General features: G+C 64.5%; 15 protein-coding genes. 11 read left to right on the forward strand and 4 right to left on the reverse strand.

The genetic code is table 11. The features are described from left to right. The first annotated feature begins 116 nt into the window (after nt 1-116). From QCM77_RS06320 to QCM77_RS06335, 4 genes are all read left to right on the forward strand, one after another. On the forward strand, nt 117-485 hold the full coding sequence (locus QCM77_RS06320) for a YidB family protein (RefSeq protein WP_279662331.1): 369 nt from the start codon (nt 117-119) through the stop codon (nt 483-485). A 176-nt stretch (nt 486-661) separates the two neighbouring features. Beyond that, nucleotides 662-865 carry a hypothetical protein gene (locus QCM77_RS06325; protein ID WP_007611353.1) on the forward strand — a complete coding sequence of 68 codons (204 nt, stop codon included), beginning with the start codon at nt 662-664 and terminating at the stop codon, nt 863-865. Nucleotides 866-1,023: 158 nt separating this feature from the next. Next, nucleotides 1,024-2,007: a hypothetical protein gene (locus tag QCM77_RS06330; RefSeq protein WP_279662332.1), complete on the forward strand. Its 984-nt coding sequence runs from the start codon at nt 1,024-1,026 to the stop codon at nt 2,005-2,007. Nucleotides 2,008-2,049: 42 nt separating this feature from the next. Continuing rightward, a complete protein-coding gene (locus QCM77_RS06335) occupies nt 2,050-2,490 on the forward strand; it encodes a DUF1489 family protein (protein WP_279662333.1) in 441 nt (146 codons plus the stop codon). On the opposite strand, the gene panC is transcribed toward QCM77_RS06335, so the two are convergent. Continuing rightward, a complete protein-coding gene (panC, locus tag QCM77_RS06340) occupies nt 2,487-3,338 on the reverse strand; it encodes a pantoate--beta-alanine ligase (protein ID WP_279662334.1) in 852 nt (283 codons plus the stop codon). The two genes, QCM77_RS06335 and panC, sit on opposite strands and share 4 nt — an antisense overlap. Before the next feature lie 283 nt (nt 3,339-3,621). Here panC and QCM77_RS06345 point away from each other — a divergent pair, with 283 nt between their 5' ends. The 4 genes from QCM77_RS06345 to QCM77_RS06360 all read left to right on the forward strand — a co-directional run bounded on the left by QCM77_RS06345 (nt 3,622) and on the right by QCM77_RS06360 (nt 7,413). Next, the gene (locus QCM77_RS06345) at nt 3,622-4,545 is read left to right on the forward strand and encodes a division plane positioning ATPase MipZ (RefSeq protein WP_279682450.1); all 924 of its coding nucleotides are present in this window, start codon (nt 3,622-3,624) and stop codon (nt 4,543-4,545) included. A 344-nt stretch (nt 4,546-4,889) separates the two neighbouring features. Then, nucleotides 4,890-5,750, forward strand: a complete 861-nt coding sequence (locus tag QCM77_RS06350; protein ID WP_279662336.1) for an alpha/beta fold hydrolase — start codon at nt 4,890-4,892, stop codon at nt 5,748-5,750. A gap of 120 nt (nt 5,751-5,870) precedes the next feature. Then, nucleotides 5,871-6,620, forward strand: a complete 750-nt coding sequence (locus tag QCM77_RS06355; RefSeq protein WP_279682452.1) for a vWA domain-containing protein — start codon at nt 5,871-5,873, stop codon at nt 6,618-6,620. 67 nt (nt 6,621-6,687) lie between these two features. Then, nucleotides 6,688-7,413: a DnaJ domain-containing protein gene (locus QCM77_RS06360; protein WP_279662338.1), complete on the forward strand. Its 726-nt coding sequence runs from the start codon at nt 6,688-6,690 to the stop codon at nt 7,411-7,413. Between the two features lie 255 nt (nt 7,414-7,668). On the opposite strand, the gene QCM77_RS06365 is transcribed toward QCM77_RS06360, so the two are convergent. Further along, complete coding sequence (locus QCM77_RS06365) at nt 7,669-9,519, reverse strand: serine hydrolase (protein ID WP_279682453.1); 1,851 nt, start codon at nt 9,517-9,519, stop codon at nt 7,669-7,671. Between the two features lie 388 nt (nt 9,520-9,907). On the opposite strand from QCM77_RS06365, the gene QCM77_RS06370 reads away from it, so the two are divergent. After that, nucleotides 9,908-10,246: a phasin family protein gene (locus QCM77_RS06370; protein WP_247498630.1), complete on the forward strand. Its 339-nt coding sequence runs from the start codon at nt 9,908-9,910 to the stop codon at nt 10,244-10,246. Between the two features lie 75 nt (nt 10,247-10,321). On the opposite strand, the gene QCM77_RS06375 is transcribed toward QCM77_RS06370, so the two are convergent. Further along, nucleotides 10,322-11,677, reverse strand: a complete 1,356-nt coding sequence (locus QCM77_RS06375; RefSeq protein WP_279682454.1) for a TadE/TadG family type IV pilus assembly protein — start codon at nt 11,675-11,677, stop codon at nt 10,322-10,324. Nucleotides 11,678-12,154: 477 nt separating this feature from the next. Between QCM77_RS06375 and clpS the strand changes: the two genes are divergently transcribed. Then, on the forward strand, nt 12,155-12,487 hold the full coding sequence (gene clpS, locus QCM77_RS06380) for an ATP-dependent Clp protease adapter ClpS (RefSeq protein ID WP_018455182.1): 333 nt from the start codon (nt 12,155-12,157) through the stop codon (nt 12,485-12,487). 290 nt (nt 12,488-12,777) lie between these two features. Next, nucleotides 12,778-15,186: an ATP-dependent Clp protease ATP-binding subunit ClpA gene (gene clpA / locus QCM77_RS06385; protein ID WP_279662341.1), complete on the forward strand. Its 2,409-nt coding sequence runs from the start codon at nt 12,778-12,780 to the stop codon at nt 15,184-15,186. A 122-nt stretch (nt 15,187-15,308) separates the two neighbouring features. On the opposite strand, the gene QCM77_RS06390 is transcribed toward clpA, so the two are convergent. Next, nucleotides 15,309-15,758, reverse strand: coding sequence for a peptidase associated/transthyretin-like domain-containing protein (locus QCM77_RS06390; RefSeq protein WP_279662342.1), 450 nt, complete (start codon nt 15,756-15,758; stop codon nt 15,309-15,311). Nucleotides 15,759-15,835: the final 77 nt, after the last annotated feature.

The raw sequence follows: 15,835 nt of genomic DNA on the forward strand, positions 1-15,835 counted from the left end.
CGGTTTTCCGATCAGATCATGCTCGCTTAACGCATGATTGTGATCGGGCGTCGCTTGACGTCGAGCAAGCCGGCGGCGCTCAATCGGTCGAATGATCGGCAAGGAAAGGGGACATCATGGGAATCCTGGACTCGCTGGAGAACAACCCGGCGCTCCGCAGCGCGCTTGGCCAGCTCGGCGCAGCCGTGTTGCCGGCCGTGCTGAACGAGGTGCTCGGCAGCAACAATCAGGGCGGCCTCGGCGCGATCGTCGCAAAACTCCAGCAGGCGGGGTTCGGTGACCAGGTCAAATCCTGGCTCGGCAATGGCCAGAACCTGCCGATCTCGGCCGACCAGCTCCGCAGCGTGCTCGGCAGCGATACCGTCCGCCAATTGGCTGCGCGCTACAACATCCCGGTCGACCAGCTGGGCCAGATTCTGGCCCAGGAACTGCCCAAGGCAGTGGACCACGCCAGCCCCGACGGCCATTTGCCCCATACCGCCTGAGGAACCGGTTCCACGGCATCACCGGCCGGCGGCATCACTCTGAAATAGCTGCAAAATTGGCACTTGCCATAGCGGTATACTGCTGGCCAAAAAGGCCGGCCGCATGCTATATAGCGGCCGGGTTTCCGGCCGGCCGACGCAGTGGGACCATGGGCGTGGCAGGCGTTGTTTGAGTGATGGAGAGGGTGTTGAAGCACAAATTCCCTATTGGCGCGCGTGTATTGTTCACGGCCAGCAATGTCGCACGCCCTGCTGCCAGCGGCTCGTATGAGGTCATCCGCCTGCTGCCGACGGATGGCGACGACTGCCAGTACCGTATCAAGAGCTCGACCGAAGCCTTCGAACGCGTCGCCAAGGAAAGCCAGCTCGCGCTGTCCTGAAGGCCGACGCTATCCGCGCATTGGCGCGTCCCGCGGAATTGCATCCTGCCGCCGTCAAAAGGCCCGCTTCACCTTCACAAGGTGGGCCGGGGGCAGTTGCCGACTCTCGGTGCTCGCTTTGACCATTCGCTCTCTGCTCGCGTGAGGGGACGTCGCGCATGAACTGGGCATGGGCCTCGTCGCTCGACCAAATCTGGCGCTCGCCGCCCCTTCCCATGTGGATGACGTTGGCGGCTGCCGGCTTGTTCGGACTGATCCTGCTGGTTACGCTGCTGCGTGCCGAGAGGTCGGTCGCCAACGGCGCGCTGGCCGTCATTTCACTGCTCGCCATTGCCATCGCGCTGGCTGCCACCGTGCGCGTCGATGGACCGGCCGGGCAGACCACGCCGACCGAGGCGCGCGCGCAGGCCGCTGTTACCGCGAGCCTGCCGGCGCTGTCCTGTCTCGACGATCTCGCCGGCGATGCCGTGGCCATTGGCTGCGAGAAGGCGCTGTTCGGCGCGCCTGACGCGGCGGCGGCAGCCGTCTCCACCACCGCAGCCAGGATCGACCGGCTGATGGCGCTCGGCGATGCCGCGACGGCCGAGAAGAGCCTGACGCTCGACATGAAGGTGCTGCGGAAATCGCTGGAGCGTGATCGCTATGGTTTGGTCGCGCAGGTGCTGGTCGCGCGCGAGGGCTGCACGCGGTTCGACTGCGCGGCCTTCCGCTCGCTGACCGATCAGCGGCAGGTCGCTGCCAATATGGATTCCCATCTCTACGACACGATGATCGCGCGCTACGCGCCGAGCTGGAATGCGCCCGCGACGTTGCCGGCCAATGCCGCGCTTGCCGGACTGCCGCCGTCGATGCCGACCGGCAAGCCGACCAATGCGGAGTTCCCGAGCGCCTCGTCGACGCCGCCGGTCAGCATCATGAATCCGGAGCCGCCGACGGCTGCGACGCGCCAGACGGCGCCCGCCGCAAACGCAGCGGCCGCGCCGGCTCCGCGCGCCCCGGCAGCGGCCTCGGCACAGGCCGCAGCGCCCGCGGCACAGGCCGCGAAGAAGCCGCCTGCGCCGAAGGCTGCACGGGCGCCGGTGGCGGCACCGGTTCCGCTCGCGCCGCCGGCCGCGGCTCCCCCGGCTGCGGATAAAGAGTAAATCGGCATTCCAAATGCGTGGCTGCCCGGCTAATGCTGGGGCATGCCACTACATCTGATCAAGCTCGCCGTCGGCTGCGACTCCATCAAGGAATTGAAGGAGTGGACCGCCGAGCGGATGCGGACCGCCAAGAAGAAGGGTCTGCCGCAACATCACATCCACATCACCCGCATGGTGCCCAAGCGCGACTCGGAGATCCTGTCGGGCGGGTCGCTCTATTGGGTGATCAAGGGCGAGGTCGCCGCGCGCGAAAAGATCATCGGCATCGAGCCGTTCCGCGACAAGGACGGCATCGGACGCTGCCGGATCGTGATGCAGCCGAAGGTGATCCCGGTGTTGCCGCGACCGATGCGCCCGTTCCAGGGCTGGCGCTATCTCGCCGACGACTCCGTGCCGCCCGATCTCGGCAAGTCCGCCGCCGGCTCGATCGCGGCGATGCCGGAGCCGATGCGGCGCGAGCTGCGTGATCTCGGATTGCTCTAAACCGCGATATTGTCGATCAGCCGGGTCGTGCCGAGCTTGGCCGCGACCAGGATTCGCAAGGGGCCGTCGTTGCCCGAGGTGACCGGCACCAGGGTCGCGGCATGGCGCACCTCGAAATAGTCGAGCTCAAAGCCGGCCGCCGCGATCATCGCGGCACCGCGCGCCATTGCGGCGGCGACCGCTTCGCCGGCGCGGATGCGCCCGGCGCTCTCCTTCATGGCGCGGTACAGCGTGGTCGCGGTCTGCCGCTGCTGTGGCGACAGGTAGACGTTGCGCGAGGACATCGCGAGCCCGTCGCGCTCGCGCACGGTGCGGGAGCCGATCACCTTGACGCCGAGGTCGAGGTCGCGGGCCATCTGCGCCACCACCCGCAACTGCTGAAAATCCTTCTCGCCGAAGATCGCGACATCCGGCCGGCATTGCGTGAGCAGCTTGCCGACGACCGTGGCGACGCCGCCGAAGAAATGCGGGCGGAAGCGGTCCTCGAGGCCGGCCAGCGCCGGTCCCTCCGGCACGATGCGGGTCGCAAAGCCCCCCGGATACATGGCCTCGGCGCCGGGGTGCCAGACGATATCGACGTCCTCGGCGGCGAGCTTGGCGAGATCGGCCTTCCAGGTTCGCGGATAGGCGCCAAAATCCTCGGTCGGTGCGAACTGGGTCGGGTTGACGAAGATCGACACCACGACGCGGCTCGCGCGCCGCCTGGCCAGGCGCACCAGCGACACATGGCCGTCATGGAGCGCCCCCATGGTCGGGACCAGCGCGATCGTGGCCTTTCGCTTGCGAAGATTGTCGACGGCGCGTCGCAAGGTGGGGACCGTGCGGGCGATCAAGGGGCTGCGTGACATCAGAACTCGACGGGGTTTGGGAATCGGCGGGCGCGTGCCGGCGCCCGGCAGGCTAACCTTAACAAGCGGCGACCGTGGACGCCATGCATCCGGATGCGGCACAGCATCCCGCGCAAAGCCGCGCAGGATGTCGCGACATTGTGGGCCGGATCACAGACGCGAAGCGGCGCACCGATTCATGGTGAAGGATGGCGTGCTGCGATTTGCATTACCTGTCACGCATTTCACTTGACCGCAGACGTGCCCAACTCGAAGATATTCGTTAGGGGTGTTGAGGATCGCGATGCTTGTGCAAGCTAGCCAAGGCCAGTCCGGCTCGGCACATGTGGTCGTGCTCGGCAACGAGAAGGGCGGCTCCGGCAAGTCGACCACCGCCTTGCACATCGCGGTCGCGCTTCTGAAAGCCGGCCAGCGCGTCGCCACCATCGACCTCGACTGCCGTCAGCAGAGCTTTACTCACTACATCAACAACCGTTCCGCCTGGGCGCGCCGCACCAAGCTCGACCTCGAACTGCCGCTGCATCGCTGCATCAAGCTCGGCGAGACCATGCAGGTCGCCGAGAACGAGAATTCCGAGTTCCTTCAGTTCATGGAGGCGGTCTCGGCGGTCGAGAGCAGCTTCGACTTCATCGTCATCGATACGCCTGGCACCGACAGCTATTTGATGCGGCTTGCGCACTCGATGGCCGACACGCTGGTGACCCCGATCAACGACAGCTTCCTCGATTTCGATGTGCTCGGCACCGTCGATCCCGCCAACTACGCGGTGACGGGCGAGAGCCACTACGCCGAGATGGTGCGGGACACCCGCCGCAAGCGCCGCCAGCTCGATGGCGCGACCACCGACTGGATCGTGGTGCGCAACCGCCTCTCGATGCTGGGCTCCCGCAACAAGCAGCTCGTCGCCGAGGGGTTGAAGGATTTGTCGCTGCGGCTCGGCTTCCGCTACGTCGACGGCTTCGCCGAACGCGTCGTCTATCGCGAGTTCTTCCCGCGCGGCCTGACCGCGCTGGACGTGATCGACGAGGCCACGCTCGGCATGCGGCCCAATCTCGGCCATCTGACCGCGCGGGAGGAGGTGACGAGTCTGCTCCGCCAGCTCAAGCTTCCGCTCGACGAGCGCGGCCGCCGCCGCGCGGCCAACCGCGCCGAGTGGTTCAATCAGGTCGACAAGCCGCTCGAGGTCCACGACATCTTCGGCGCTTGAGGCGGCGGTATATCGCTACTTCCAGTCGATCGAAGCGGCCGGTTCCCGCGGGAACCGAACCGGCGCCCGGCCGTTTTCATCCTGCGTTTACTGCAAAATTGAACCTTATCGAGACCGGTTGCGTCGGATGGTGATCTGCACCCTGACGTAGCCGTATGAGATCGAGATGCCCAAGAAACGTGTGCGACGCACAATGAAAGGGCTGCCGGTTCACAATATTTGGCCTTCCTGTCACGCGGCTGTGACATATATTAGGGAATAGGCGACCAGGGGCCGAAGAGCCCCGGAAGAACACGATTTTCAACAGGGATTCAGGCCGCAAGAGCCTGAGGCTGAGGACGAAAATGAAGCGTGGAATTGCCGTTCTGGTTTCGGTCAGTGCCCTCTGCGGCGTCGCCTATTTCACGGCGAGCAAGTGGGCGATCAAGCACGAGACCGTCACCTTCTACGATGCCTCGCGCGACAACCGTGCGGTGCCCGTCGACATCGCGATCCGTCGTGACAAGGAAATGCAGGCCAATGCCGGCATGATCACGATGCCGGTCGCCGTGATCAACCACGGCAACACCGTCAAGAACACCGAGTACGGCTTCCTCGCCAACATTTTCGCTGCGCGGGGCTACCTCGTCGTCAGCCCGCAGCATGATTTGCCGACCGATCCTCCGATGGTGACCAAGCCCGGCGAGATCTATGTCGGCCGGCTGCCGCAGATCCTGCGCGGCGTCGCCAACATCCATCTCGCCATGCAGGAGATGAAGAAGGTTCAGCCCAACGCCGACTACGACAGGGTGACGATGGTCGGCCACTCCATGGGCGGCGACATCACGATGTATTTCGCCAAGCAGTATCCGGACGAGGTCAAGAAGGTCGTCACGCTCGACAATCTGCGCGTTCCCTTCGTCACCGCCGGCAAGTTCAAGATCCTGTCGTTCCGCTCCACCGATCCGCAGTTCAAGGCCGATGCGGGCGTGATCCCGACCGACGAGGAATGCGAGAAGGCCGGCATCCAGGTCGTGAAGACCGAATTCCAGCACAATGACATGCGCGATACCGGTCCGGACGCGGCCAAGAACTCGATCCAGGGCATGCTCGACAAGTTCCTGAGCGCGACTGACAGCGAGGTGGCGCCGGTCGACACGCAATCGTCCCCGCCGAAGATTCTCGAGCCCGGCCCGGTCGCTTTGATGGCGCCTGCCAAGAGCTGACGTCTCCCTCATCGTCGGTCCCGATTTCAAAGCCTCCGCCGGCGCCTGCCTGCGGGGGCTTTGCTCATTGACCGGGCTGCACGCGCTGACCACATTAGCCGCTCACGCAAGGGTCAAGGGATGTCGGGCGAACCCATCAAACCGCGCGGCGGCGATGCCGTCTCGGCGCAACCAGGCGGCACGGTGCCGCAGGCGGGGACGTCGACCTCGGAGGACATCGCCGCCTTCGTCACCAAGGCGCGTGCGCTGTCACCACATGTTCCCGGTGCGAAAGGCCGGCTGATCTTCGCGCTGGATGCGACGATGAGCCGGCAGCCGACCTGGGACATGGCTTGCGCGCTTCAGGCCGACATGTTCCGCGAGACCGCTGCGCTCGGCAGTCTCGACATCCGGCTCGTCTACTATCGCGGCTTCAACGAGTGCCGCGCTACAGGATGGATCTCCGACAGCGCCAGGCTTGCGACGCTGATGAGCAAGATCGATTGCCGCGGCGGCGACACCCAGATCGGCAAGGTGCTGAGCGAGGCGCGGCGCGAGGCGGTCGCATCCGGCGTGCGCGCCGTTGTCTTCGTCGGCGACGCCATGGAGGAGAACGTCGACGAGCTCTGCGCCAAGGCCGGCGAGCTCGGCATGCTCAAGGTGCCTGTGTTCGTATTTCAGGAAGGCCATGACGCCGTCGCCGAGCAGGCCTTTCGCGAGATCGCGCGCCTGACCGGCGGCGCCTGGTGCAGGTTCGATCCGGGCGCGGCGGCTCAGTTGCGCGAGCTGTTGCGTGCAGCCGCAGCCTACGCCGCCGGCGGACGCGAGGCGCTGCTGCGATTGGCGAGGACCGCGAGCGGCGCGGCCAGGCTGATCGGCCAGATGAAGTAGCGCTGGCGCGGTCTGCGGGGGACAAGGACACCATGCTTTTTGACGATAGGCCGACTATATTACGGCCATGACCCTGATCGCCGGCGCTATCGCCGTTATCACCCTTTATCTGCTGCTCCAGATGTTCCGTTCCGCCAATCCGGCCGTGCTGGCACGCGCGATCAGGTTCGGTGGCGGCGTGGTGGCGCTGGCGGTCGCAGCGTTCACGGGCTTGAAGGGCGAACTGGCGGTGGCGATCCCGCTCGGGATCTTCGGCGCCGGACTCTTGGGCTGGACACCGCTGGCAAACGCCGGCTTCGGCAATATCGGCGGGCTGTTCGGCGGCGGCGCGACGCGCCCGGCCGGTCAGGCCTCGCACGTGCGCTCGCAATTCCTGGATATGCGGCTCGACCACGAGTCTGGCCAGCTCGGAGGCCGGATCGTCGCCGGGCCTCACGCCGGGCGCGATCTCGACGAGTTCGATCTCGCTGGCCTGCTGGCAATGGTCCCGGCGTTCGACGCCGAGAGCGTGGCCTTACTTGAAAGCTATCTGGACCGCCGGTTTCCCGCTTGGCGTCAGAACGCGCAGGGCGACGCGGCAGGGGGGCAGCGCCGCACGGTGGCGAGCGGCAAAATGACGACGGAGGAGGCCTACCAGATCCTTGGCTTGCAGCCGGGGGCGGGACGTGACGACATCAGCCGGGCTCACAAGTCCCTGATGAAGAAACTGCATCCCGACCAGGGGGGCTCGACGTATCTCGCTGCCCGTGTAAACGAGGCCAAGGATACTCTGCTTCGTACGCATAACGGCTAACTCCGGCACCACGCTACAAAACGCCAGTCCCGTGTGAGCCCCGCTTGCTCTGTTTGCCGTCGCCCCGATGCCCGCCATTGTCGGCGTGGTCGATCCCTTGCGTAAAGTTTTAACCGTAAATCCTTGACGAGAGGTTGTCGTGGAACAGCCTCGGTATCAAACAGCTCGGCATCGAACAGCCTTGGTATCGCCGTACCCCGCAAATGAAAATGCCCGCGCAAGGCGCGGGCATTTCGATTGCAGCGGTGCGAAAGATCAGTTGCGGACTGTCATGCAGGAGATATCGGCGCGCTTCAGGGCGCGGCAGACGGCTTCGGCCTGGTCGCGGTCGAGCCCTGCGAAGCGGGCGCGGTAGAGCCTGCGATTGTCTTTCGCGACGACCGGCTCGGTGAACGGGTCGGCCTTGCTGAGCAGGCCGCGGGCCGAGCTGCGCGCGGCGTCAATGCGCTGCTGGGCTTCATTCTCGCTCTCGAGCGCGCCGACCTGGACGATCCAGCCGCTGTGGGTGACGACCGGCCTGGTGGTGGCGCTCATCTGGATCGGCTGCACCGCCGGGTCGGCTGAAGCGAGCTTCGCAGCAGCCGGGGCGGGCGCGGCGGCGGGTGCGGCCGGCAATACGCCGAGGATGCCGTTGCCGGTGCCGAAGCCCGCCGGCTGCCGCGGCAGCTCGGAACGGGCGATCTCGGCCTTCGGAGCTTCCGGTTGGCTGACGATCTCAGGCTTGTTGATGAGGTCTGCCCGGGCGACGACGGCGCCGGAGGTTTCGGCGACGTCGGAGCGGGCCGCAATCGTGCTCGTGACCTGCGGTGCGATCTGAGCCGGGGCGGCGGAGGCAACCTTCACGGCGCCGGCCTTGACCTGAACGGTCTTGACCCGGACCGGCTTCATCGGCTCGGACGAGCCGGGGATGAGGGAGAGCGGCTGGCTCGAGATCACGCCATTGGTGAGCGGCGCAGGCTCGATCTTGGATTCAGTCGGCCGAACTTCAGGCTTGTTGGTTTCAGATCTGGGCTGAGCCGGCGGCATCGCGGCGGTCGCAGCAGCAAGCGCGGAGAGGCGCGAGGCGAGACGCTGCGGGGCCGCTTCGGGGGCAGGGGCGGCGGCGGCCTGAACCTGCGGAGCGGAGCGGGCCGGGGTATCCGAGGCATCGGCGACCTCGGCGGCGGCGTCGGAGCCGTTGCGCTCGGTGACCGCGGCGACGGTGTGGGTGGTCGCGCCCTTATCGAGGTTCTCCGCGAGCAGGTTGCGCATGATGGCGTCGCGCGAGCCGCCGCTGCGACCGCCCAGCACCACGCCGATCAGGTGGCGGTTGCCGCGGCGCATCGAGGTCACGAGATTGAAGCCGGAGGCGCGGGTGTAGCCGGTCTTGATGCCGTCCACGCCCTCGACATTGCCGAGCAGATGATTGTGGTTCCGGATCGACTGTCCGCGCCAGTTGAACGTCGAGGTCGCAAAATAGCGATAGTAGCGCGGGAAGCGCTCCTGGATAGCGCGGCCGAGCGTGGCCTGGTCGCGCGCGGTCGTGACCTGCTCGTCGTTGGGAAGGCCGTTGGCGTTGCGGTAGACCGTCTTGGACATGCCGAGCGAACGCGCCTTGCGCGTCATCATCGTGGCGAAGTCGTCCTCGTCGCCGCCGATCGCTTCCGCGATCACAACGGCTGCGTCGTTGGCTGAGCGGGTGACGAGACCTTTGATCGCGTCCTCGACGCGAATGGTCTGGCCGGCACGCAGGTTCAGCTTGGTCGGATCCTGATCGGCGGCGTGCTGCGACACCGGCATCTCGGTGTCGAGCTTCATCTTGCCGGATTCCAGACGCTCGAACAGCAGATAGAGCGTCATGATCTTGGTCAGCGAGGCCGGATGGCGGATGCCGTCGGGGCTCGATGCCTGGAGCACGGAGCCGGAATTGCCGTCGACGATGATCGACGCGAATTTCGGGCTGGAGCTCTCGGACACGTCGCGCTGCACGCGATGCTGCGCGTAATGACGCCGGTGGCGTCGCGCCTCGGCAGCATCGGTGGTGAAGATGACTGCGGTAGTGACCGTAAGAAGCCCGAAAACGCCAACCCGCGCCAAGCGCGAGGAAGACAAGTTTTTACGAAGCATGAAACCCCGTCCCCGTTTCTGACTTGATCACCGGCTCGTGAGGCGAAATTGTGCCCAATGGACCGGCATCATTACCTGCTCAGGCTGTCCCTCCGCAGGTGTTCGCCGCGGGGGACGTTGGGCCTGAGCCGCTGTTCTGGCTAAGGTGATGTTCTCAGACGGCTTTTGGCCGCTGGCGGAAGTTGAACACGTCCAGGGAATCAAAGTAGGGGGCGGCGGTTTCCAAAAGCTTAAGGAACCCTTGCGGGAAACCCCGGGAATCTCCGCGTTTTGCATGTAACTTTTGTGCGACGCACAAATTTCTTGACTTTTTTGTGCGCTGCACTAATTGTGGGCAGAGTCAGGGAGCCGGGGCTTCCCGACGAAAGCTAGGGAAAAGGATTCGAAGATGTTCAAGGTTGAAGACTTCCAGAACTACGGGAAAGAGCATTTCGAGCAGTACGTCGCCTCCGCCACCACGGTGCAGCACGGCCTCCAGGCGATCGCCAGCGCCTATGGCGACTACACCAAGAAGTCGTTCGAGGACACCAAGTCCTTCGTCGAGAAGCTTTCCGGCGTGAAGTCGCTGGACAAGGCCGTGGAAGCGCAGACCGATTTTGCCCGTTCGGCCTACGAGACCTTCGTCGCGGAATCGCAGAAGATCGCCGGCCTCTACAGCGACCTCGCCAAGCAGGCGTTCAAGCCGGTCGAGACCATCGTGTCGAAGTTCACTCCGGCTGCCAACTAACGTTTCCCGGACGTCCTGGAATCAAAAGCCCGGCTGAAGCAGCCGGGCTTTTTTGTTGGGTGCGGCGGGTCGGTTTCAGCGCGCCACACGCAGCTTTGACAGCGACGTACCGATGTCCTTGAACACCGAGACGGTCTGATCTGCCTTCGTCACCAGATAGAATTTGTCGGCGCCGCTCGCGCAGTATTGCAGCACGCTGGAGGTCGGGTCGCTGCCGGTGTTCACCTGCACCGTATAGATCGTGATGTTGCTGGGCTGAGCCTTGGCGTTGTCGCACAGCTTCTTCTGACGCGCGTCGATCTGCGAGGCGTTGCTGTACCAGCGGTTCTGCGTGTTGAGACCGTCGGAAAGGATCACGATCGCGTCCTTGTAGGTGTAGTTGGTGTCCTTGGCCGGCGCGTTCATGGGATCGCCGGTCGACAGTGTCATCCAGCCCCAGGCGAGGCCAATGCCCTGGTTGGTGTTACCGGTGGGCTTCATGTTGTCGATCCGGCTCTTGAGCGAGCTCCAGTCGTAGCTCAGCGGCATGATCGGCTGCAGATAGGACGAACTGCCGGTGTTGCAGTAGGAGTACTGTTCGGCCGGGAACAGCGTCCCCACATTGCCGCTCGTGGGCGTCGTGTTCTTGATGTCGTAATCCTGGTCACGGTCGACGACGCATCCCGTCCAGGTGTTGCGGTTGGCCGGCGTCCAGGTCGAGCTCGCGCATTGTCCCCAGCTGTTCCACGAGTTGCACGTGCCGGTGCCGTTGGCGGCGTCCCAGTCGCTGAAGTCGACCCAGTATTTGCTGTAGTTGCTGGAGCCGACGTTGACGTCCTTGGCAAACGGAACGATCGAGATGTAGACGTCGCCGCTGGTCTTGGCGAGCGCGCTGAGCTGGTCGACCAGGCTCTTCGCGGCCGTCTGCATCGCCGCCATCTTGCCGTCCTGTGCCATCGACCCCGTGTTGTCGAGCACCAAGGCCACGCGCATGCGCACCAGGCCCCAGGCGCTGGTGGAATCGGCGCCGACGTCGAGCGTCGGGAAGCCGGCGACCTTCATGAAGGTGGTCGTGTAGGTGCCGGTGCCGGTGACCTGGATCGTGGAGCCCATGCTGGTGCTCGCGGTGTAAGTGGCCGCGACGCTGACCGACGGCAGGGAGTTGGTGGCGGTGAACAGGGCCTTGAAATAGTCCTGCGCCTTGGTGCTGATCTGCGACGTCGTGATGATGCCGGACGACAGATCCTTGGAGACCATCAGTGCAGTGGAATCGAGGGCCGCCTGCATCGAGGAACGGGCCTGGACTGCGCGGCTGTAATCGACCGCAGCTCCGACGAAGGTCAAAACCGGCAGTAGCGCGATGGCGAAGATCACGGCGATATTGCCCTGTTCGGCCGCTACAAACCGGGCGAGCTGTGGACCAATACGGCTGACGAGGGGCAGGCGAGACATGACGATCCCCGGAATCTGTGACTTTGCCCGTTTTCGCGCCACGCCATTGAACGCCGGGTAAATTGGACCGTGGATAACCGGAGGTATCCCGGGCGAAACCGTCGCGGTCACGTTAAAGGCCGGGTTCCTGGTCAACATCTTCCAAACGGGCGGGGCGGAAGTTTTTGTCAAATCAGTCCGGATTGATTAACCTTGGCAAGGATCGCCCGGACCGGGAATCGGGACAGCCGCGGCCGCATCGACCGAGCCGCCGCACGCTTGCGGCGAGCCGGGGGCAGGCCCATATTCGGTGAAGCCGATCTGGCTTGGACCGGACGGTTGGAAGCGGCGATCCAACAAAGGCGGCGCGCCTGTGCGAAGCTCCGAAGGCCGGGGCTGCGTGCTGAACCGTCATACGCTTCCGTGGGGAATTTGAACGCCTGAGCCATGCCGCAACTGTCTTCCAGACCAGACCTGTCCGCCGCCCACGCTCCCCGGATGAGCAACGACGAGAACCGTTCCGGCGGTCCCTCCGCGCCCAACACGTCCGTCATCACCAAGGTCAAACCGAAGACCAAGCGGCCGAACCTGTACCGTGTGCTGATCCTGAACGACGATTACACGCCGATGGAATTCGTCGTTCACGTGCTGGAGAAATTCTTCCAGAAGGACGCCGAGGCCGCGACCAAGATCATGCTGCACGTCCATCATCACGGGATCGGGGAGTGCGGCGTGTTCACCTACGAGATCGCCGAGACCAAGGTGACGCAGGTGATGGATTTCGCCCGCAAGCACCAGCATCCGCTGCAATGCGTGATGGAAAAGAAGTAAGGCACCTTACGGCGCGTTCGAAGCCGGTTCTTGTGCATGTCGCAGTGTGATCGTCGCGTGATGTCTGCGCGCGATGTTGGTTGCGGCTGGCAAAACTACGGAATTCCGCACCGGCGCCGATCGCGCCTAAATCGGAACGGGTTTTGCATCGAGAAATACCCCAGCTGTGCAGCCGCCTGGGTCGCGGAACCGGTCTTTCGCCGCGATCTTATATAACTATATGTGACAAAGGTTGTTGTTGCCTGACCGGGCGATGACGATCATGATGGTGGGGGCCATAGAGGACGCGAATGCCGACTTTTTCCCAAAGCCTTGAACAATCCCTGCATCGTGCGCTGGCGATCGCAAACGAGCGTCATCACCAATACGCGACGCTCGAGCATCTTTTGCTCTCCCTGATCGACGACTCCGATGCAGCCGCCGTCATGCGCGCCTGTAGCGTCGACCTCGACAAGCTCCGCACGAGCCTCGTCAATTATCTTGAGACCGAATTCGAGAACCTGGTGACGGACGGCGCCGACGACGCCAAGCCGACCGCAGGCTTCCAGCGCGTGATCCAGCGCGCGGTGATCCACGTGCAGTCGTCCGGCCGCGAAGAGGTGACCGGCGCCAACGTGCTGATCGCGATCTTCGCCGAGCGCGAGAGCCATGCCGCGTATTTCCTGCAGGAGCAGGACATGACGCGCTACGACGCCGTCAACTACATCAGCCACGGCATCGCCAAGCGGCCGGGCGTCTCCGAGGCGCGCCCCGTGCGCGGTGTCGACGAGGAGACCGAAACCAAGGGCAGCGACGACGCCAAGAAGAAGGGCGAGGCGCTCGAGACCTATTGCGTCAACCTCAACAAGAAGGCGCGCGACGGCAAGATCGATCCGGTTATCGGACGCAATTCCGAGATCAACCGCGCGATCCAGGTGCTGTGCCGCCGGCAGAAGAACAACCCGCTGTTCGTGGGCGAGGCCGGCGTCGGCAAGACCGCGATCGCGGAGGGCCTTGCCAAGCGCATCGTCGACAGCGAGGTGCCGGAGGTGCTGGCGGCTGCCACCGTGTTCTCGCTCGACATGGGCACGCTGCTCGCCGGCACGCGCTATCGCGGCGACTTCGAGGAGCGCCTGAAGCAGGTGCTGAAGGAGCTCGAGGCGCATCCGAACGCCATCCTGTTCATCGACGAGATCCACACCGTGATCGGTGCGGGCGCGACGTCGGGCGGGGCGATGGACGCCTCGAATTTGCTCAAGCCCGCGCTCGCCTCCGGCACCATCCGCTGCATGGGCTCGACGACCTACAAGGAGTACCGCCAGCACTTCGAGAAGGACCGCGCGCTGGTGCGGCGCTTCCAGAAGATCGACATCAACGAGCCGACGGTCGAGGACGCGATCGCGATCCTCAAGGGTCTCAAGCCTTACTTCGAGGACTACCACCGGCTGAAATACACCAATGAGGCCATCGAGGCCGCGGTGCAGCTCTCCTCGCGCTACATCCACGACCGCAAGCTGCCGGACAAGGCGATCGACGTGATCGACGAATCCGGCGCGGCGCAGATGCTGGTGGCCGAGAACAAGCGCAAGAAGACCATCGGCATCAAGGAGATCGAGACCACGATCGCCTCGATGGCGCGGATTCCGCCGAAGAGCGTGTCGAAGGACGATGCCGAGGTGCTCAAGCATCTCGAGCAAACCCTGAAGCGCACGGTGTTCGGCCAGGACAAGGCGATCGAGTCGCTCGCCGCCTCGATCAAGCTGGCACGTGCCGGCCTGCGCGAGCCGGAGAAGCCGATCGGCTGCTACCTGTTCTCAGGCCCCACCGGCGTCGGCAAGACCGAGGTCGCAAAGCAGCTCGCAGCGTCGCTCGGCGTCGAGCTGTTGCGCTTCGACATGTCCGAATACATGGAGCGGCACACCGTGTCGCGCCTGATCGGCGCGCCTCCCGGTTATGTCGGCTTCGACCAGGGCGGCCTGCTCACCGACGGCGTCGACCAGCATCCGCATTGCGTGGTGCTGCTCGACGAGATCGAGAAGGCGCACCCTGATCTCTACAACGTGCTGCTCCAGATCATGGATCACGGCCGGCTCACCGACCACAACGGCAAGCAGGTCAACTTCCGCAACGTGATCCTGATCATGACCACGAATGCGGGTGCGTCCGATCTCGCCAAGCAGGCGTTCGGCTTCACGCGCTCGAAGCGGGAAGGCGACGACCACGAGGCGATCAACCGGCAGTTCGCGCCGGAATTCCGCAACCGTCTCGATGCCATCGTCTCGTTCAGCCATCTCAGCGTCGAGGTGATCGGCACGGTGGTCGAGAAGTTCGTGCTTCAGCTCGAAGCGCAGCTCGGCGATCGCGACGTCACCATCGAGCTGTCCGAAACCGCCAAGACCTGGCTGGTGCAGCATGGTTACGACGAGCAGATGGGCGCGCGTCCCATGGCCCGCGTGATCCAGGAGCACATCAAGAAGCCGTTGGCCGACGAGGTGCTGTTCGGCAAGCTGAAGGGCGGCGGTCACGTCCGCGTCGTTCTCGTCAAGGACGAGGCCGACGAGACCAAGGACAAGATCGGCTTCGAGTTCCTCGACGGTCCGGTCACGCCGAAGCAGGAGAAGCTCCCGGGCGCCCGCAAGCGCCCGCCGGGCAAGTCCAAGCCGGGCGGCCCCGGCGGCTCGAAGGGGCCGACCTCGAAGGGGCCGCTGGTCAAGGCTTGATCTGCGCGAGATGATTTGAAAAGGCCGGCTGAAGAGCCGGCCTTTTTGTTTGTCTTCGGATATTGCCTCGTGGCGAGACGGGCAGACGCTGACCTCAGGTAGCCGATGCCGTAGCGCCAATCTTATGTGCCGGCCTCCGGCGCGCGGGGCGGCCGCGGCTTTTTCGGAGCGCGCGGTGCTGCGTGCGGGACAGAGGGCTGCATCGTTACGATGACTGGATTCGGCTTGTGATCGGTTGCCGCCCCGGTCGCGGCATCGACGCCCATGCCGACGACACCGCCCAGCAAAAGATTGCCTGCGAAGCCAGCGGCACCGGAGGTCGGAATGTCTCGGCTGAGCGGCACGATCTGCGGTTCATAGCCTTCCTTCTGGAAGGCAATCGAGATGTCGGCGTTGCGCTTGACGACCACGGCGCAGGGCGTCGTGCAGGTGGTCGGAACCTCCATTCCGCTGACAATTGCTTCCACGCCTGACGGTGTCGATGAGATGCTGATATTTTCGGTCGTGCCGCGCGTGACCGACGCGCAGCCGCCCAGCATGACGCTGAGCGCCACAATTCCCAATGAACGCATGAAATGCCCCTAATTCCCCGCGCCAGTGAAGCGCAACCAGAGCGCGACGGCAATACTTCTTGCGTGGCATGGTAAAA

Source organism: Bradyrhizobium nivariense, assembly GCF_029846695.2.
Classification (GTDB): Bacteria; Pseudomonadota; Alphaproteobacteria; order Rhizobiales; family Xanthobacteraceae; genus Bradyrhizobium.

What these genes read in the sequence shown, in the direction of transcription:
- QCM77_RS06390 (WP_279662342.1), bottom strand. Translation starts at nt 15,758, where the DNA reads ATGCGTTCATTGGGAATTGTGGCGCTCAGCGTCATGCTGGGCGGCTGC.
- panC (WP_279662334.1), bottom strand. Translation starts at nt 3,338, where the DNA reads ATGTCACGCAGCCCCTTGATCGCCCGCACGGTCCCCACCTTGCGACGC.
- clpA (WP_279662341.1), top strand. Translation starts at nt 12,778, where the DNA reads ATGCCGACTTTTTCCCAAAGCCTTGAACAATCCCTGCATCGTGCGCTG.
- QCM77_RS06335 (WP_279662333.1), top strand. Translation starts at nt 2,050, where the DNA reads ATGCCACTACATCTGATCAAGCTCGCCGTCGGCTGCGACTCCATCAAG.
- clpS (WP_018455182.1), top strand. Translation starts at nt 12,155, where the DNA reads ATGAGCAACGACGAGAACCGTTCCGGCGGTCCCTCCGCGCCCAACACG.
- QCM77_RS06360 (WP_279662338.1), top strand. Translation starts at nt 6,688, where the DNA reads ATGACCCTGATCGCCGGCGCTATCGCCGTTATCACCCTTTATCTGCTG.
- QCM77_RS06350 (WP_279662336.1), top strand. Translation starts at nt 4,890, where the DNA reads ATGAAGCGTGGAATTGCCGTTCTGGTTTCGGTCAGTGCCCTCTGCGGC.
- QCM77_RS06365 (WP_279682453.1), bottom strand. Translation starts at nt 9,519, where the DNA reads ATGCTTCGTAAAAACTTGTCTTCCTCGCGCTTGGCGCGGGTTGGCGTT.
- QCM77_RS06330 (WP_279662332.1), top strand. Translation starts at nt 1,024, where the DNA reads ATGAACTGGGCATGGGCCTCGTCGCTCGACCAAATCTGGCGCTCGCCG.
- QCM77_RS06325 (WP_007611353.1), top strand. Translation starts at nt 662, where the DNA reads ATGGAGAGGGTGTTGAAGCACAAATTCCCTATTGGCGCGCGTGTATTG.
- QCM77_RS06370 (WP_247498630.1), top strand. Translation starts at nt 9,908, where the DNA reads ATGTTCAAGGTTGAAGACTTCCAGAACTACGGGAAAGAGCATTTCGAG.
- QCM77_RS06345 (WP_279682450.1), top strand. Translation starts at nt 3,622, where the DNA reads ATGCTTGTGCAAGCTAGCCAAGGCCAGTCCGGCTCGGCACATGTGGTC.
- QCM77_RS06355 (WP_279682452.1), top strand. Translation starts at nt 5,871, where the DNA reads ATGTCGGGCGAACCCATCAAACCGCGCGGCGGCGATGCCGTCTCGGCG.
- QCM77_RS06320 (WP_279662331.1), top strand. Translation starts at nt 117, where the DNA reads ATGGGAATCCTGGACTCGCTGGAGAACAACCCGGCGCTCCGCAGCGCG.
- QCM77_RS06375 (WP_279682454.1), bottom strand. Translation starts at nt 11,677, where the DNA reads ATGTCTCGCCTGCCCCTCGTCAGCCGTATTGGTCCACAGCTCGCCCGG.